The sequence below is a fragment of the Curtobacterium sp. BRD11 genome, from assembly GCF_031844345.1.
Lineage (GTDB): Bacteria > Actinomycetota > Actinomycetes > Actinomycetales > Microbacteriaceae > Curtobacterium.
Genome location: NZ_JAUZUZ010000001.1, coordinates 40,458 through 58,226, shown reverse-complemented (window position 1 = coordinate 58,226; position 17,769 = coordinate 40,458). Strand labels below are relative to the sequence as shown.

Genomic DNA, 17,769 nt, shown 5'->3' with positions numbered 1-17,769 from the left:
CAATCTACGCAGTCGACCGAGCCCCTGGTGAGTTCTTCGGCCCCACCGAAGTCGCCGACCTCACCAGCACGACAATCGGTGAGTGGCGTCATGCGCAGCGGCAGCTTCGCGCTCGTGTCCTCGAACCGAACTACCCGGAGGCCCCGCGCTGGGAAGCCGGTGCTTACGCTGGGGAGGCTGCTGGCCGCTTGCTGACCTGTCGGGACGGCACCTCGCCCGGAAGGACGAAACGCACGTTGCGATCACGCCGCTGCAGTCCAGGATTTCGCGCGAAGTTGCAGGCCTTTGATAGGAGAGAACACAACGCCGGCCAATCTGATGGCGTCGGCTCCTCGAACCTTGCCCAGGCGGTACCCGCTCGATCGACCTGGACGTATGCGAGCCGCTGGCGCGGCGGGCCACAACTGGGCCTGGGTCGATGGCCAGCGACTGGACCACGGGCTAAGCCTCCGGACTGAAGAGAGCGGGCGTGTGCACGGCGACGGGTGCCGTCGCGACATCCGATGCGTGCTCGTGATCGACGAAACGCTCCGCGAGGGTCTCACGCGCCAAGCGCTCCGGCAGTGCCGCCGAAAACTTGAGACCCTCGACCGCGCGTGGGTCGACGTACGGGAGTACCCCGTCGAGGTCGGTGAGACGCATCGCAGTGAGATCGAACACCGCAGTAAAGCGCATGTATTCGTTGGTGGATCGTGTCTCGAACTCGACCGGGAGAGCGGCGGCGAGGGTCTCATGCGCGCGGAGTCCCGCCATGCTCCAGTAGGTCACCTCGACCTCTCCGCGCTCGAACACGAAAGCGGACGGGTCGACACGCTCCGACCACGTCGAGCGAATCGTCTCCAGAGCGGTGACCGCACGCTGGGACAGCTCTGCCGGCGGATCAGACCCGAGTAGCACGTCCCGCCGAGCACGCATCATCTCAAAGGACTCCGGCAAGGATGACGATGCCCAGCGGACCCTGCCTCGCGAACTGTGTGCTTCGACGTCAACGATGTGGCGCTTCCAATCGACACTGCGCACCCTCCAGGCGCGCCCGGCGAGGAGCAGCGGCTTCGCACCGCGCTGCACGTCGGCATCCAGCGAAATGGGCGAGATCGAGCCAATTTCTTTCCGCCCCTCGTGAACGACAAGTTCGAGGTCGGTGAGAAAGGTGCTGAGCAGCTCCATGAAGTTGCGACCGCCGAACTCTCGCTCCGCGCGCGGCCCGATGAACAGCCATCCCGATTCCTCTGCAAGGAATTCCTCGTCGACTAAGTACGCGAGCACCTCGCCGCCGTCGGCCATCACGGGGCTGCCACCCCACCATTCCCGCCAGGTCGTTCGGGCGAATCGGCCCTCCTGCAGAGCGAGCGCGAGGAACTGCTGCGCCGCGATGTGCCGCGGCGATGGCGGCGGTGTTATCGGCTCGACGAAGCCGGTGCCCCAGAGCTGGAGCAGCCCGGCAGCGCGGAGAAAGGTCTCCTGCTCAGTCGCCAGGAACAGCGCATTGCGCGAAGTTCCGGCACGGCGTCCTGTGCGTCCCAGTCGCTGAAGGAAGGAGCTCACCGACCTAGGCGCGTCAAGCTGAATCATCCGGTCAAGGTCGCCTATGTCGATGCCGAGTTCGAGGGTTGATGTGGAAACGATGACGCAGTCGCGCGCCTCAGCGAAGGCGCGCTCGCTTTGGCGGCGCTCGTCGAGCGACAGCGACGAGTGCGAGATGAAGGTGGTGACGCCCTCGGCGCGGAGACCATACGTGAGCTGCTCTGCCTGCGCACGCGACTCGCAGAAGACGAGCCGCTTCTCACTGGCATGGAGAGCCGCGATGACGACCGCGGCGTTTTCAACGGAGCCGACGTAGTCTAGGGCGAGCTCGGGCTCAGCTGGTGGGTCGCCTGCCGACACGACGGAGGCGACGACACCCGCACCGGCGTTTGAACCCTGGTACCAGCGAAGCACCTCGTCTGGGTTGCCAAGGGTCGCGGACAGCCCGATGCGTTGAATGCGGTGCTCGGCGATGCGCTGGATCCGTTCCAGCACGGCGACAAGATGCCAGCCGCGGTCGCCCGCGGCGAAGGAGTGAATCTCGTCAGCGACCATCGCGCGCAGCCCGCGGAACAGGAGCCGGTGGTCGACGCGGCGCGAGACGAGCATCGCCTCGAGAGATTCCGGTGTGGTGAGCAGGATGTCGGGTGGTTCGCTGAGGATGGCTCGCCGGGCACTGACGCCGATGTCGCCATGCCAGAGTGCGACGCGCCGTCCGAGCCAAGCCGTATACTGCTCCAAGCGCGGCAGCAAGTTGTTGAGCAATGCTTTCAGCGGAGCGACATAGACGACGGAGAGTCCTGTCCAGCCTTCCTCCGTCATCCGGGTAAGCAGCGTGAACGTCGCGGCCTCGGTCTTGCCGCCTGCGGTCGGCGCGATGAGCAGGCAGTCTGCCCCGGAGCGCAGCGGCGCGACGGCCGCCCGCTGGAGCGGCCGCAGGTCCGGCCAGCCGAGGGTATTCGCGACGTGGTACTCCAGCGTCGGGGCGATGCCGGTCGGTTCAGACATCGATCTGGATCGCGTCCAGGCCACCGAGGGCGGCACGCTCGTCGTCGTTGAGCCCATCGGCGGCGACCTGCACAGCGCCGGCCGCGTCGGGCACGAAGTCGGGGAACTGCTCGACCTTGTCGAGCAGATCGACGAGCTTACGCAGGAACACGCGCGGCGCAATCCCGACCCGCCCGCCGAGCTGTCCGGCTACCGCAGTCGCGTACCCGCCGAGATAGTTGTCGGTGATCAACGCCCCTATCCGATCTACCGCGGGGCTGCCGTTCGCATAGATGTCGCGAATGCGCTGTCCGAGCTCGACGAGGCTTGCGTGCTGGAATCCGAGCAGGCGGACCTGCGGCGCACGAGGGTTGTCCCACTTTGGGTCACTCGAGAAGTCGACGCCCACGCGTGCCGCGAGTGGTGGGAGCCGCTGGACGCCCTGGGTCCCGTCGAAGAACGCGGGTGTGCCGGTGATGACGACGTACAACCCGGGGAATCGCCCTGCGTCGACTTCGTCGATGAGCTGCCGGAGCGCGTTGAGCGACTTCTCGCGTACGTCGCTGCGTACCCGCTGTAAAGTCTCGACCTCATCGAGGACGAGCACGAGTCCGCGGTAATCCGAGTCGCGGAGCACGGCGAGGAGGCCCTGGAGGAATCCGAAGGCCGCGAAATGGTCGATGTCCCCACGGACGCCGGCCACGCGACGAATGGTGGCGGCGACGGACGGCTGCCCGCCGAGCCAGGCGACGAGTCCGTCGGACGTCGGGACGTCGCCTAATCGGACGGCACTGTGGTAGCCGCGGAGTGCTGCGGCGAATGCGGGGGCGGCGCGGCTTACAACGGCAAGCCGCTGCTCCAGGAGCGCATCCGTGCGTGTTGCAACAGCGGAGGGGTCGCGCGGGTCGGCCCCGGCCGCGATGGCGTCTTGCTCCAGGACTCGAAACCAGCCGTCGATGATGTCGCGAAATGCGCTCGGTCCGATCGCCTCGGTGGCGAGGCTTTCGGTGATTCGCCGGTAGACGGTCTCCAGTCGGTGCAGCGGAGTCTCGGTCTCGGAGATCTGCACCTCGGCGGTCGCGAAGCCCTGCTGCTTGGCAGTCTCGGTAAGCCAGCGCGCAAAGAACGTCTTGCCCGCTCCGTATTCGCCGCGGATGGCCTTGAAGTTCGCCCCACCCTCGGCGACGGTGGCAAGCTCGTCTGCAATCGCGGTCGCGAAGCGGTCGAGGCCGACAGCCATTACGTCGAGTCCGCGCTGCGGGACGGTCCCGCGGCGCAGGGCGTCGACTATCTCGCGGCGACGGCGCGGGCTGATGTCGGCCATCAGGCGCTCCCGAGCTCGAATTGCTCTCGGAGCAGCGGGACGTCGAGCACGACCGTCACACCATCCGCATCGGTGTCGAGGACCGGGTAGCCGTCGACATTCAACACGCGGCGCAGCGTCGTCAGGAGCCCAGCGAAGGTGTGGGCGGCGATGCCGACCTGCCCCGCCAGCGTGTCTCGGTGCGCCCGACCCCCACCGGCGGCGAGGGTGTCGACGATCGTCACGACGATGATGTCCTCAACCGGATGGCGTCCCGCTAGATTTCGGCGTGCGCTGTACGTTTCCGCGTCGACGAGCGAAGCGCCAAGGCTGGCCACCGCGTGCGCAGTCCCCACCACGGGCCGCTCAGGCTCAGTGTCAAACAAGGTCGGTCCGGTCGGCGCAGCCGCCTTGGCCGACTTTGTCTTGGCCTTCGGAGCCGGAGGTACAGCCAAGGCACCTGAGTTCTCGTCACGACTTGGTTCATTCCACCAGGTAGGCGCCTGCGGCGGGGCCTCGACCCAGCCGACTGGGTCATCGGCGCCCTGCGGCTTCAGCACGATGACGGGAATCGTCAGTTCGGCGAGGGACGCACCACCGTGATAACCGGCCCTCTTCGCCGCGTATCGGAGATCGTCCGATACGGCCAGGATCGCCTGCCCGCCAGGAGCGAGCACGCGCGGCCCCGCCACGAGCACCTCATCGGAGCCGGCCGTGGCGCCACCCGCATTCCGCCAGCGTGCTGCGGACCCCGGCAGGTTTCGCATCTCACTACCGCGCTCGACGATGTGACCGTGGTCCGAGGTGAGGATGACGAGACGCTCGGCGTCCTGAGCGGCCGCGAGTAGCGCCTCCAGGTTGGCAATCGAGTGCGCCGTCCAGCGCAGCGCGTCGACATCGGCGCTGGAAAGGGCGTCGTCGATTGTGTTCAGCACGGCGGCGACGATCTTCTGAGTCCGACTGCCGATCGCATCGGTCACCGCTTCCGGGAGCGCGAAACCGGGCCTCGACCGGAGGTCGTCCTTGTGGAAGACCACCCCGTTCGCGCCACTGGTGAACCGCGACTTCTCGATCTGCTGATTGCCGTCGAGCAGTTCCCCGGCGAAGAGGGAGGTCCTCGAGTACTGCGTTACCGTCGGCAGCGCGGCAAGCGCGACCCCACGGTGCCGCTGCCCCTCGCGGACAACTTCTGCCCAGCCGAGATTCGTGAGCTCGGGCACGAGTTCGGCGGCGCTCGGCACGCTCATGCCGTCGAGCACAATCAGTAGCACACGGTTCCGAGCTGCGAGCGGCACAACGGTCGCAGCGAGCAGGTTTTCGACGGGCGTGACCTGTTCGTCGCTGATGATGGCGCCGGTAAGCAGCGCTGCGGCCACGCGATCCTGGTCGCGCCGCACCGCCTGTACGGCGAGTGCGAGCGAACCGTAGGCTCGCGCGAGACCGTGATCGGTGTCGCCATCCCAGATGTCGCCGAGAGCACGCTCCGCCCAGGCGCCGTCCGTGGCGTAGTCTTGGAGCGCCCCACCGAGTCCCGCCGTCGGGGTCGCACTGCTGACGAGCCAACGCACGAGCCGGGCGGCCATCTGTGCGGTCGGTCGCGAGCCATTGAAGGACGCCCGGAGGGTGTGGGCGTCGATCGCAGCCAATGCCTGCTCGACCGCGCGCGCGCTCTTTGCCGATGGTGCAGCCACCGCGGCGTCGATCGCGGCGGCGAATGCGGCGATGCGCACTCGGAGACCAGAGGGAAGCAGTGTGGAGTCCGCCGCGCCTTCCGCCCAGCCCCACTCGCCACACAGCGCTTCGGCCTGCTCGAGCACCTCGGTGGCATGTCGGTCCCCACTCGCGAGCCAGCGTTGGGTGATGAGCTTCGCGCCTGCACCGAAGCGCTGCACGGCAGCGGCACTCGGCGCCCGCCCCAGATACTCTTCGGCACGGACACGGGCGGCAGCCACGGTGGCGTTCGGTGCGACGGCACCGGCGGCCCAGAGCTCACCGGCGGCGACGCCGACGGCGATGGGTGACACATTGCCGGGCCGGCTCGCAGCCGCGAGCGCGAGTGCCAGGTGCGGCTCGGTGTGCGCGGCGACCGCCTGGACGAGGCCCAGGCGAGCATCCGCGGCCAGTGATTGCAGCCGCACCCGCGCTGTCGCGTCATCCAGCGGGGCGAGCGCCGTGGACAGGTCAAGGTCCTCGGCACGCCCGAGGCCGAGGAGCGCGAGCAGCAGCGAACGGATGACGTGTCCCGTCGTAAGCACCGCTCCCGACGGGAGCTGCGGGTAGTTCCGCTCTCGTCGCCAATCGGCCAACAGGCGCGGCACCCAGCTCCCGAGTTCTTTCACCGGGCGCGGGACCGAGTCGTCCCGCACTCCGAAGGCGCTGGCGACGAACGCCCACTCGTCGAGGTCGGTGAGCTGCTGCGGCGACGCGTCGAGCACCACCGCGCTGCCGAGCTGCGCCTCCGTGAGGTCAGTAAGCACCGCGACATAGTCGCCGGCGGGCACGGAGCGCATCGCATCCAGCGCGGCGAGCCCAGACACGCCTTCGATGACGTGCACCCTCGCCTCACCAACGGTGAGCACCCGCTGCCCCGACCAAGCGGGCTGCGCACGCACTAGGACGGTACGAGCGGGGCGCGGCTTCCTCAGCCAGAGCGCCACGTGGTCACGGAGTGCGGTTTCGGTCGCGATCGGAATGGCCACGGTCAGTCGATCTGCCAGCTGATCGTCACATTGCCTTCAACGCCGGCTTCCTGCTGGATCTCACTGCGGAGGTCAGCGAGGACGCTCCCCAGGTCAGCGAGCGCGCCGGATCGGCTGCCGTGCGGCTTGGTCGGCGCGGGCTGTGGAAGCCGCGGTGTAGCCGGTGCCTGCACAAGCAGCGCCTCCGCCTTCGCGGCAACTTCCCGCAGGCGCGGCTCAAGGAGTACGACCGACTCGTCGACTGCGGCAGCATTCCGAAGCGCCTCAAGAGACGCGTTAAAGCCCGCGTCGCCTCGGCTCGCCGCCGCGGCGACGACCCGCCAGTTGAGCCCCTGCAGCTCCCGCGCGAGCCGCTCCGCCGACGCATGCGCGCTGCCATGGGCCGTCAGCTCGGTCGGCAGGTCGAACGTCGCGATCGTGTCGATGAGGGCCTTGTCGCCGCTCGTTGACGACCCGAGTGCCCTCACCAGCTCGCCGACGCGACGCGCGGTGGCGAGTCGCCCGGTGACTGCCGTGACGTCGATGCCGAGGGTCGCGGCGTTTCCTTCCAGCTGCGCCGCAAGATCAGCAACTTTGCTCGACGTCGCCTGGTGACGGACGGCCTGGGCGAAGCGACCGACGGCGCGCGGGGTGAGGTGTGCCTCGGGCGGCACGCCGAAGATCGCGCCAGCACGACCCTGAGCGGCCTTCCAGTCGGCGTCGCTTGGCAGGTTCGCGTGCCGAGGCGCCGCGGCGTCCAGCAGCGAGCCGATGCGCGGGGTGCCGCTGCCGAACTCGATGTTGTGCAACAGTCCCCAGGTGAGGAGAATCGTGTCTTGCATCGGCTGGGACATTCCCCAGGGGGCGAGCTTCGACCGCAGCCGTCCGACGGTAATTCCGGCACCGAGCTCGCCCTGCCAGCGAGCGAGATCGGCGGTCCAGCCGAAGTGTGCTGCGTCGACGACGAGTACGTTTTCATTCAGCGCCCCGAGCTTGAGCGGCACGATGAGATCACGCGCCGTGCGCTGCTCACCGGCGGCGAGGCCTTGCCTGCGCCCGCCCTGCTCGATCGTCGACGTGATGAGGTCGAGCGCCGGGCTGAGCCTGCTCGCGGTAACTTCCTCGGCACCGAGGTCGGGATGCTCCGGGAACTCGTCTGCCCAGGCGGTGTCCAGCGCGTACCGGAAACCGGTGAGGAGGGTGCCGGTCGCTGGTGGGGCGATCGTGAGCCCGGCGAGAGTCGAGAAGATCTCGTTGCCGCCCAGATCGTTGCCGACGTTCGTGTCGACGGGTGTGTTGACTCCGTAGGCCTGCCGGAGTGCCACGACCATCGCATCGCGCAGGGTACGCCGCTGCGATTCGAGCGTCTGCCGGGCCGGTCCACGCTCGGCCACGGCCAGGTGGTCGGCGTTCTGGTCAAAGCGTCCGCCGGTCAGGAGATACTCCAAGCGCACCAGCTTGCCCAGCTCGTCCTGCTTCGCGGCGGTGAGGAAGTTCGGGATCCAGGCAATGGTGTTTGCCCTGCGTCCGCCGTCGCCGAGCTTGCGCAGCCGCGCGACATCGTCGGCCGGGCTGTGACTCCCGCTGTCGTAGGGGAAGTCGATGACGGCCCGCCACTCCGGGTCGCTGTGGATGAGGTCGCTGTCGAGTATGTCTGTCTCGTCGCGCACGTTGCCGAACTTCACGGTGACGGTGCGCTTGTGGCCGCGCCACACGTGGGTGAGCTGGCGGCCGGTGAGGTTCTCCGGCGGGAGGTTCAGCTCCTCCGCGATGAGCTTGCGAACGAGCTCCCGGCGGGTCTGCAGATTGTCCTCGGTGGCGACGCGCTCCAGGATCGAGTCGTAGTCGACGCCGCTCAGAGTGGCGCTGATGATGGGGTCCGAGCCGTCCCCAACGTTGATCTCGCCGAACTCGGCGGCCCAGGCGCGCACAAGTCCGAGCGCCTGGTCGGCCTCGGCTCCGGGGATGAATGCGTCGATGGTGCCGTAGTTGAGGGCGGCGAGCTTCGCGGCGGTGAGGGTGGCCAGCGACTTCGCTTCGGGCGCGAGCGCCGCAATGAGGACCGTCTTCGCGAGCCGATCCTCGGTGACGAAGGCATGCGTGCGCGGCAGTGCTGCTGCCTCGGCTTCCGACAGCCCGTGCTTCCGCAGCAGGTACGGAAGCATCTTCTGCCGGTAGAAGGTCCGGGAGATGCGGAAGTGCTGCTTCATCTCCTCGGTGAGCGGCTCGGATCCGCCGAGCACGACCGGTTCGTAGAGGTCACCGACAGGGATGAGGTCGCGGACGAGCAGGGTGTCGCGCCCGTCGGCGAGCAGCTCGGCCATGAGCTTCAGCGCGGTGCGCTCGCGCTGCATGAGGCTGGAGAGGGCGACCATCGTGTCAATGAGGGCGGGTGAGAACGGGTAGACGTCGGCGAACGCCCGCTCGTCCGACCGCGCCTCGTCGTCGAGGAGGTAGCCCCAGGCGGCATAGTCCTGCTTCACTTCGGCGACGGCGGCGGCGAGGACGGTCGCGGCCGCGATGGACTTAGGCCGCAGCAGCCGCTGCTTAACGATCTTCGGCAGGTCGGCCGCCTGCAGTTTGATCTTCGTGAATCGGTCCTCCCAGTAGGCGAAGAGCTGTCCCTGGGCGACTCGCTGGGCGCCGGAGACGTTCGTGCCGAGGAAGTCGCTGAGCGCCCGCTGCCTGGCGAGCAAGGAAGTGACCGGGATGGCAAGGTTCGCGGCGGCGTTCTCGCCAACCATGACGACCTTCTCGACTTCGCGCTCCACCCACGCCTGGTCGCTGAGGTGCTGACCGAGCCAGAGCACGACCTCGTCGATCAGGAAGACGAGCCCTTGGTAACCGAGCTGCTTGGCGTGGTTCGCGAGGGCCTTCAGTCCGTCGGCCATCGGCAGCCACTCGCCGGCGCGGGCGTAGCCGGTGAACACCTTGGCAAGCAGGTCGCCGACGAGGCGGTCCCGGTCGGGGTGGCCCGGCGCCTCGGCAGCGGCCGCCTCGAACGTCTCCGCGTCCCACCCTCCGGCCAGGTCGCCCCAGCCGGTGTCGCCCGCGACGCCGAAACGCTGGAAGAAGAGCTCGTCGCCGTAGGCCTCGCGCTCGGCACGCGCGTCCTCCAGCACTGCGTCACTCGTGTGCAGCACGGGCGCGGGGGCGTCGGGGTGAAGGCGTGCAACGGTGGCGATGTAGCCACCGAAGATCGCATCTTCGAAGGACCTGGCGCCGAGCAGGTTGAAGTCGAGGACGAGCAGCGGCCGGTCCAGGGTATCCAGGTACCGCGCAACCACAGCCTCCAGCCCAGGAATTTGCCGGGCTGGGACGTGGCCGGAGAGCAGCAGGTGGAGCACGGCCATGTAGTGCGACTTGCCGGAGCCGAAGGAGCCGTCGAGGAAGGCACCACGGGAGGACTGCTGCTGCAGCGAGCTGGTCACGAGCCCGAGTCCCTCGCCGACCGCCGCCGCGATGGCGTCGGTGACGACGTAGTCCTGAATCGTCTGGGCCTGCTTGGCGACGCCCTCGTCGAGCTTGATGACGAAGTCGGCGGCTTCGACCCGCTCGGGCAGCTCAATGGCGTCGCTGAGCAGCGCGTTGAGAGTGACTTCGGTCATGATGCGCTCCTCCGTCCGCGCCTGATTGTCGGCGGTCGCCAGGCGAGGACCCGGTCACGCCCGACGCCGAGGCGTACGAGCAGTGTCGTTGTGATCCCGGCGATGGCGGCGGCCGGGCTGACGCCCAAACGGGCGTCGATGTCATCGTGCCACTGCTGCAGCCACGGTTCGAGTTCGAGCAGTACCCCCACAAGGGGCACGACCTGCTCGTAGGATGCCCCAGCACGGCTGAGCTCGTTGGCGAGCCGAGCGACCGCTTGGCCGCGCTCGGAGTGATCCCACCCCGCCCAGCCGTAGACACCCGTCGAGTCCTCGGGGTAGTGAGTGCCGGGGAAGGCGATGAATCGTTCCTTCGGCACATCGAGCTTGCCACGCGCCGACCAGTAAGAGACCTTCGGGAAGTCCACGGGCTTGTACTTCGGCGGCACGGGCACGTCGACTCGCTCGCCGCGGTCCTCGGCGCGCTGCAGCTCCCAGGTCTGCTCCCAGGCACGGAACTTCTCCAGCCCGGAGGGTTTGTACCGTTGCGGTGCGAAGGCGGGCACGGCCTCCGGCTCGATCAACCGGCCGATCTCAGCGCTAAGGTCAAAGTCCTGAGAGCCGGTGTGGATGGCGAGCAATTCCCGCAGCCGCTCGTCGCGGCGCAGCGTGTCGGCGAGCTGGGCGACTGACCGGACGACCGGGCGGCCCGAGGCGTCCTGCCACAGTTCAGGCGCCTCGAGCTGGTCGAGAATTTCCTCACGGACCGCGCCGGCGACGAGCGTCTCCCAGCTCGCACCGGCCCAGCGGCGCTTGTATTCGGGCTGCTCCAGCAGGCGCAACGACGAATTCCCGTCCATTGCCTCAAGGCGCCGCTCGACGAGATCGCGGTACCAGACCGGCCACGATTCTGGAAGATCAGTGAGCGGAGAGCGCCCATGCCGATCGAACCATGCTGTCTCCGTCTCACCAGCCGCGACGGCGCGGGCGAGCTTGATCTCGAACGCGCGCTCGTTAGGCTCGATCGCGACGAGCTCGGGATACGCGGGCGCGAGCTCAGGGACCGCGAGCCCGTAAGCGGCATACATTCGCCAGTCGAGCTCCTCTTGCAGAAACGCCATTTCGCATCCCCGCGCACGCCATTTGTGCTCGGCGGTCCGCAGCTCGGAGGGGCCACGGGTCGCCAGTATCTTGGCGGGCGTTAGCTCGTCTCGCTCGCGCGCCGCCATGTCAATCTCGCGAACGAGGTCCCGTCCCCGCTCGAGGGGCAGTGGGAATTCCTGAAGCTTTGTGCCCGTGAATTCGTATCTAGGCTCCCAAGCCTCATCGCCGATGCCTCCGCCGATTCCCCCATTCCCCTTGTTCTGGCTTACCTGTTTAAGCCAGAAGCAGGCGACGGAGGAGTTGAGCACGCCGAGCAGATCGTAGTGGTCGTCCTCGGTCGCGCCCTCCGGCAGCTTGATGACCGGCGCGGATCGATTGAACACCTTCCCGCCCCGGTCGAGCACGAAATGATTGTGCGTTGCGACAAACGCAAAGGTGATCAACATTCCGGCCGCAAGGCGGCGTTGATTCGGCAGAATGTAGGTGCCCCACCACTCACCTCGGTCTTCGCGGGTCTGCCGGAACGCGAGGCCGGCGCGAAGGGTACGGCGGTACGGCCAGAAGGTGCGCAATGACTCCTGAGCCTTAGAAACTGGATATGGGAAGATCGCAAGTGCGTCGGCGGACAAGCCGAAATCCCGCACCCTGTCGCCCTCGACGAAGAGTCGCATAGGAGTTCCCTCCCAAGCAGGAGCTCCAGTTCGATGACGACGCACAAAAAACTCGTCGTCGCCAGTGATTGCAGCGAATCCCATCGATTCGACCGCGGCAGAAAGCTTGCCATCGCTTCGAGCTTCGATGCACTCTTTCAAGTTCCCGGCACCGCCCCCAGACAGCGACCACGGGAACTGTGCGTAGCTGGAGCGCGTCATGTCTGCGACAGAAACGTAGGGGCCGTCATAGCCCGGCTGGTCGAGATGATGAATAATGTCCTGCCACACGAGCCCCTCGGCCGGTACCGCGGGCTGGCCCGGCTCGCCGCGAACCCCGAGCACCGCCCGGACGACGTCCGACTGCGGCTTTCGCGGCCGCCCGGCGAGGATCACCGTCGGCGTACCGTGCCCGGGTATGTACGCGCCAGAGGTGTCGATGATGTGGCTCAGGTCGACATGGTCTGGCGAAACTCCCGTGAATCCACCTGAGAGGAATTGCTCGATGAGGTTCTTGCCGAACTCCCGTTTCATGAAGGAGTTCGAGGTGATCTGGCCAACATATCCGGCACCGCTCGCGTTCGGACGCATTGCGAGCCGGAACAGCAGCTCCATGAACGGTACTGAAAGGGCGTACTTGCCACGGCAGGTCGAGTACAGCGCTCGGTAGGTGTCGCGCAGCTTCGCGTCCGGCGGCTGAATGTAGGGCGGGTTTGCAACGACGACGTGGTATTGGCCGTGCTCCAAGATGCCTTGGTAGTCCCGAAGATCTTCGGCGCTGTACTCGAAGTACTTGTCGTCGCCGAGGTCAAGTCCGGCGTTCGGGTTGACGCTGCCGAGCAGCGAGTCGCCGACGGCGAGGTGGTACCGGAAGGCAGGCGCGCCGACAAGCGAAGCGAGATCGGACGCCCGCAGCGCCGCGACCGTGAGGCGGAAGCGGGCGATGGCGATCGCGAAGGGGTTGAGGTCCACGCCGTGAATGGAGTCGAGCGCCTTCTGCACACGGGCACCCTTGTCGTCCCCGGGTGCCTTCTCCGCCCATTTCGCGACGAGCCGCTCGAATGCGCCGAGCAGGAAGTGCCCCGAGCCGCACGCCGGGTCGATGAGCTTCAGCCCGGTGAGCCCGAACTCAGCGATGGCCGGGGTGAGGGTCAGGTCGAGGATGAACTCCTCGACGAAATCGGGGGTCTGTAGCAGCGCGTAGGTCTTCTTCGCGTAGTCGGAGAGGTCCTGGTAGAGGTCGCCGAGGAAACGAGTGCCGAGGTCCGGGTCGCTGAAGTCGTAGACCAGTGTGCCGTCCGGCCCGGTACGGCGGAAGAAGTCGCGGAGCGCGTCGGCCGCCGACGCCGAAATAGGCGCGTGCCACACGGCCGAGTGGTCCGGGTCGACGAGCGGACGGCCGGCGGGCAGGTCGGCGAGCACGCTGAATGCCACCTTCAGCCAGTCTCGACTCGTTGCCGTCGGCGTCGCAGCGTAGAAAGCCGACTCGTTCTCCACTGCTCGGTCCAGTCCGTCATCGGGACCGGCGAGCCACGGCAGCGAGACCGGCTTGCCATTTCGGCTCGCTCCGGCAAGTAGGCCGTTGTCTTCGGCGAAGCGGATGAATACGCAGGCGAGAATCCACGCCACGGCCGCCTGCGCGACCTCACCGTCGCGCCAGTCGACCCAGCTCTGCCCGGTGCGCTCTTGCGCGGACGCGCGGCGGTACTCGTCGCGAAGGCGGGTGCCCCACGGTTCCGCGACGTCTTCGGCGCGCAGAGTGAGGTCCGCCTGTAGCAGCTTCAGCTGGCGCTGCAGGTCGGCGAGTAGGGCGGCGGAGTTGATCACGAAGCGGAGGCCTTTCGGGTGGATGCGACCGCGGCGGCCAGCGGGTCGATGCCTCGGACGCCTTCCGACGCGGTCGCGGGCAGGTGGTCGAGGGAGAGCTCCAGGTAACCGTCAGGCCCGAACGGAAATGGCACCCCGTCGAGATCCGGCGTGCCGACTCCGGCCGGGCGCGGCAGCAGGAACCATCGCGCGGCGGCACGCGGTGTCGCAAGGTCCGTCACCGCGGCGACCAGGTCGACAAGGCCGAAGCGCGCGACCACCGCCGCGTTCACCAACAGCAGAGGCTCCGTTGTCGCGAGCAGCTCCGTCCACGCGGGCTCGATCGCGAGCCGAGCGAGCTGGAGCAGATTCCGGCGGTCCTGGGAGCCCTCCGCCTGACCATCCGCACGCAGTACGGTCGGCCACTGGATATTCTTCGCCGTGGCGGTGGTCCGTAGCGCATCCAGCGCCAGGTCGGCGAGGTCGACGACGTGCAGCCCGTGCTCGCGACCGAGGCGTTGCGCACTGGCGAGCAGACCGTGGCGGCGGGAGACGACGACGGTCAGCGCGCCCCGGTTTTCGATCGACTGGCGCAGCCGTGCGGCCATCGCCGGGTCAGCTTCCGTGCGTCCCCAGGTCGTCGACGAGCCGGTGACCGTGAGCGAGGCGGCATCATTCGCCCGGATCACGTACTTGCCCAGGTCCGCGCGCCACTCCAGATACGGCATCGCCAAGCGCACCGGCTGATCGAGGTCGGGGCGCAGCGGGACCGTGCTGATCTCCGGGAAGCGGGCACGGACCCGGTGCTCGATAGTGACGATCGCCAGTTCACGGGTCGCCGCCCCGCGCAGAGCCAGCACGACTGCGCGGGTCGACGGCAAGTCCGCTCGGTACGCCTCGCCCAGTGAGGAGATGCGGCCCTCCTTCGACAACCCGATCGCTAGCTGCGCCGTGCGGGTGTCTGGTAGGCGCAGCGCCGGCATGCCGCTGCCGAGCAGCGACTCTCGCAGCTGCGGCCCGGGGACGACGTCCGACTCGGCGAGCAGCTGGTCCACGAGGTCGGATGCGGAATGCAGCGCCTCGAGGTGCAGCTCGGCCTCGTCGAACGTGAGCCCCGCGCCGTCGTCCGGCGCGTACGCGATCACAGTCCGCGGCCGGTCGCGGAACTGCTCGTAGACGAACTTCGGCGCTCCAGAGCGGATGTCGACCTCCAGGACTGCGCGGAGCACCTCCGCCGCCGCCTTCTGACGAATGTCGTCCGTCAGCGTCGAGCCGTACTCGCGCAGCAGCTTCATCGCCAACTCGTCCAGCGTCGCGACGCCGCCGAGGTCCCGCACCCAGCGGGCGGCGTCCTCGGTCGCGGCACGCAGCGTACCGTTCTTCTTCAATCGCTTGTAGCGGTCCTCTGAAGACTCCTCCGACTTCACCTTGATGGCGCCGAGGAAGTCCTCCACGGAGCGACGCCCGACCTGCACCGGCACGTCGGTCTGCGTATCCGACTTCGCGAGCCGCTGTCGCCACTGGCGGATGCGGCCCTGGATCTCCCGCCGGATCTGCTCGCCGAGACCGCGGAGCTGATTGATCGTCATCGGCGGCACGCCGAGCAGTTCGCCGACCGTCGTCGCCGGGACGCGCGCCAACGCGGACAGGGCGCGAGCGCTGAGACCCGACTCGCGCAGCGACGTATCCAGCGTCGCGGCGCTCGCCCGCGACTCGTTCGCCGCGGCATCATCCACACCGACCGTCGCCCCAGCGAGTGCGAACGTCCACGCCTGCTGCATAGCATGTAGGGACGGGTGCCGGTCGGCGACCGCGGGAGCAAGTGCCGCGGTGAAGAAGCGCCCGAGACCCTCCGCGACCGCGGGGTCGAACATGGTCGCCTGCAGCACCGGCGCGTCCGTTGCGCTACTCGGTGCGTCGCCGTCGCTCCACCAGATCGGGTCACCGGTCGCCAGCTCGAACAGCGTCGTGGCGACCGAGAATCGCTCCGCGGCGCTGTCGTACTGCGCGCGGCCGCCGTGGCCGAGGTAGGGGTCGAGGTATGCGCTCGAGCCGGAGCGGATGTTAGTCAATGGCTCGTCGGCGAGCGAGAAGTCGAAGAGTGTCAGGCGGGGCTTGCGGTTGCCGGGATCGGGCTTGATAGCGAGGTTCGACGGCTTGATATCGCGATGGAACACACCCCGACTGTCGAGGTGCGCGACCGCCTCAAAGAGGTCGGCTCCGTATCGCTCGAGCTGCTCGATTGTCGCCTTGCCCTCGATACGGATGCGGTCGGCGAGCGTCTCCTCACCCGCATCGGTCATCAGCAGACCCTGCCGAGTGCCGACCGCGAGCGGCCCGTCGAGGTGCCTGACGATCCGCGGGCTGTCCAATCGCTGCAGCACGTCGGCCTCGACGGCGAGCCGCGCCGCCGCCGAGTCATCCTTCGCGAGCTTCAGGATCACGCCTTCGCGTCCGCTGTCGTAGTCCGCGACCTCGAGTGCCACGCCCGTCGAGCCCGACCCGCGGCGGCGGACGATTTCGAAGCGGTCGCCGACGATCTCCCCCTCCGCGGCGTCCAGTGGATCGGTCAGCGCGGGTACTGGCTCGGCGTCACCACGCTCGTACACGCGGGCAGCCGCGAGCTGCACCAGAAAGTCGCCGATGTCGAGTGTGCGGTCCAGCTCCCGAAACGCCGCCGCGTCCCGCACCAACTGGGCGTGCATGTCGGGGATTTCGGGCATGACGGCGCGCGGGTCGAGCCCGGTCGCCTGGGACGCGACCAAACCCTGCAGCGCGGCAACATTCACTGCCGGGGGCTTCCCCGTAAAGATCAGGTAAGCAACCGCTCCCACGCCGTAGACGTCGAGCGTCTGCGGTGAAGCCGGCGTCTGCCCGCGCTGGGTCTCCGGCGCCAAGTAGAGACTCGCCTCGCCATCGACCGCCGCGGCGACGTCGGTGAGTCCACGTCCGACCTCGGTTGACGTCGAGGTGCCGGGAACGGGACGGCGGGCGAGGTCCCAGTCGCGGATGCGCAGCGTCGTTGTCTCGCCCGTCACACGAACCCGGACGCTAAGTGGAGAGAGCGCACGATGGGTGAGCCGCTGTCCGTGGGCGAAACGTACCAGCTCGGCGAGGTCCTGCACGAGGCGATCACGGGCCTCAAAGTTCAGGTCCTCATGCTGCGCCATGTACGCCGCGAGACTTAACTCGTCGGCGTCGTAAGGGAAGACTAGGGCGGCCCCTTCGTCAGGGAAAAAGGTTTCGGCCGGGCCGACAATGCCGTCGTGCCGGATGCCGTCGGTCAGACGCATTTCTCGGGCCGCCCGCAGGTCGACTGCGGCGCGTACCTCGCGCGAGGCACCCTTCGGGTACGGGAAAAGGCGGATACGGCGCTGCAGCTTCGTACGAGGATGCGTGACGAGGAAGTCCTGCCAGCCGGGACCCTCGCCAAGCGGCTCGCCGGAGTCGAGCGCGTAGTCGCCGATCATCCGCTGTCGAGCCCGCGGCATAAGGCCAGCGGCCTCCATAAGGCGATCGACGTTGTTCGCCTGAGCCCGGTCGATTGGGGCACGCCGTGGGGCACGGGTGAGCAGGTCGGAAAACTTCTTTCCCTGGCCAAGCCCGCGGACGTTGTATCCGTCGAGCGCCCACACCGACTCGACACCGTACTGGTCGAGGCGCACCTGCGGGTCCTCATGGAGGACGACAGCCTCCGCCACATACGGGACGGCGCCGCTCGGAAGGCGAGCGGCGTGAGCGACATCTTTCAGGACTGAGGCCAGGCGTTTTGCCTTCGAGTTGGCCAGCTTCCGCGGGTTGTCCACGGCTCGCCCGTTATGGTGCCAAGTGGACTGATCACCGACAATCTGCCCGTGCCAGCCTTTCAGCTCGACCAGGAGCAGTCCGGAGCGGGTAACGACCAGCGCGTCGACCTCATTGAGACGACCGTCGGCGTCAGTGAAGGTGACATTCACCCAGGCGCGGGCGATCCCGTCGTCGGGCAGGAGCGCCCTCACCCTGGCCAGCGCGGCGGCCTCCTGCGCGTGCGCAGGGTCGCCCATCACCCGCCACAGTCGTGAGTCCTCCCGCATGTCATCCCCCTCTCACGCGACCCTTCGCGCCAAAGTCTCAACTATGAAATGGCCGAG

Annotated in this window: 6 protein-coding genes; all 6 read right to left on the bottom strand. The window is 67.9% G+C overall.

All coding sequences use genetic code 11. The features are described from left to right. Nucleotides 1–441 precede the first annotated feature (441 nt). The 6 genes from Q9R28_RS00205 to Q9R28_RS00180 are packed head-to-tail and all read right to left on the bottom strand — an operon-like array spanning nucleotide 442 to nucleotide 17,712. Nucleotides 442–2,532 (bottom strand): DEAD/DEAH box helicase, encoded by a 2,091-nt coding sequence (locus Q9R28_RS00205; protein ID WP_311205224.1) that lies wholly within the window; start codon nucleotides 2,530–2,532, stop codon nucleotides 442–444. Then, nucleotides 2,525–3,835, bottom strand: a complete 1,311-nt coding sequence (gene brxD / locus Q9R28_RS00200) for a BREX system ATP-binding protein BrxD (RefSeq protein ID WP_311205223.1) — start codon at nucleotides 3,833–3,835, stop codon at nucleotides 2,525–2,527. Before brxD ends, Q9R28_RS00205 begins: the two co-directional genes overlap by 8 nt. Then, nucleotides 3,835–6,513 carry a BREX-2 system phosphatase PglZ gene (gene pglZ, locus Q9R28_RS00195; RefSeq protein WP_311205222.1) on the bottom strand — a complete coding sequence of 893 codons (2,679 nt, stop codon included), beginning with the start codon at nucleotides 6,511–6,513 and terminating at the stop codon, nucleotides 3,835–3,837. The genes brxD and pglZ overlap by 1 nt, the downstream gene beginning before the upstream one ends. 2 nt (nucleotides 6,514–6,515) lie before the next feature. Next, nucleotides 6,516–10,100, bottom strand: a complete 3,585-nt coding sequence (locus tag Q9R28_RS00190) for a hypothetical protein (RefSeq protein ID WP_311205221.1) — start codon at nucleotides 10,098–10,100, stop codon at nucleotides 6,516–6,518. Next, entirely contained in the window at nucleotides 10,097–13,660 is a 3,564-nt protein-coding gene (gene pglX / locus Q9R28_RS00185; RefSeq protein WP_311205220.1) for a BREX-2 system adenine-specific DNA-methyltransferase PglX, read from the bottom strand. The genes Q9R28_RS00190 and pglX overlap by 4 nt, the downstream gene beginning before the upstream one ends. Further along, nucleotides 13,657–17,712, bottom strand: a complete 4,056-nt coding sequence (locus Q9R28_RS00180) for a protein kinase domain-containing protein (RefSeq protein WP_311205219.1) — start codon at nucleotides 17,710–17,712, stop codon at nucleotides 13,657–13,659. The genes pglX and Q9R28_RS00180 overlap by 4 nt, the downstream gene beginning before the upstream one ends. Nucleotides 17,713–17,769 lie beyond the last annotated feature (57 nt).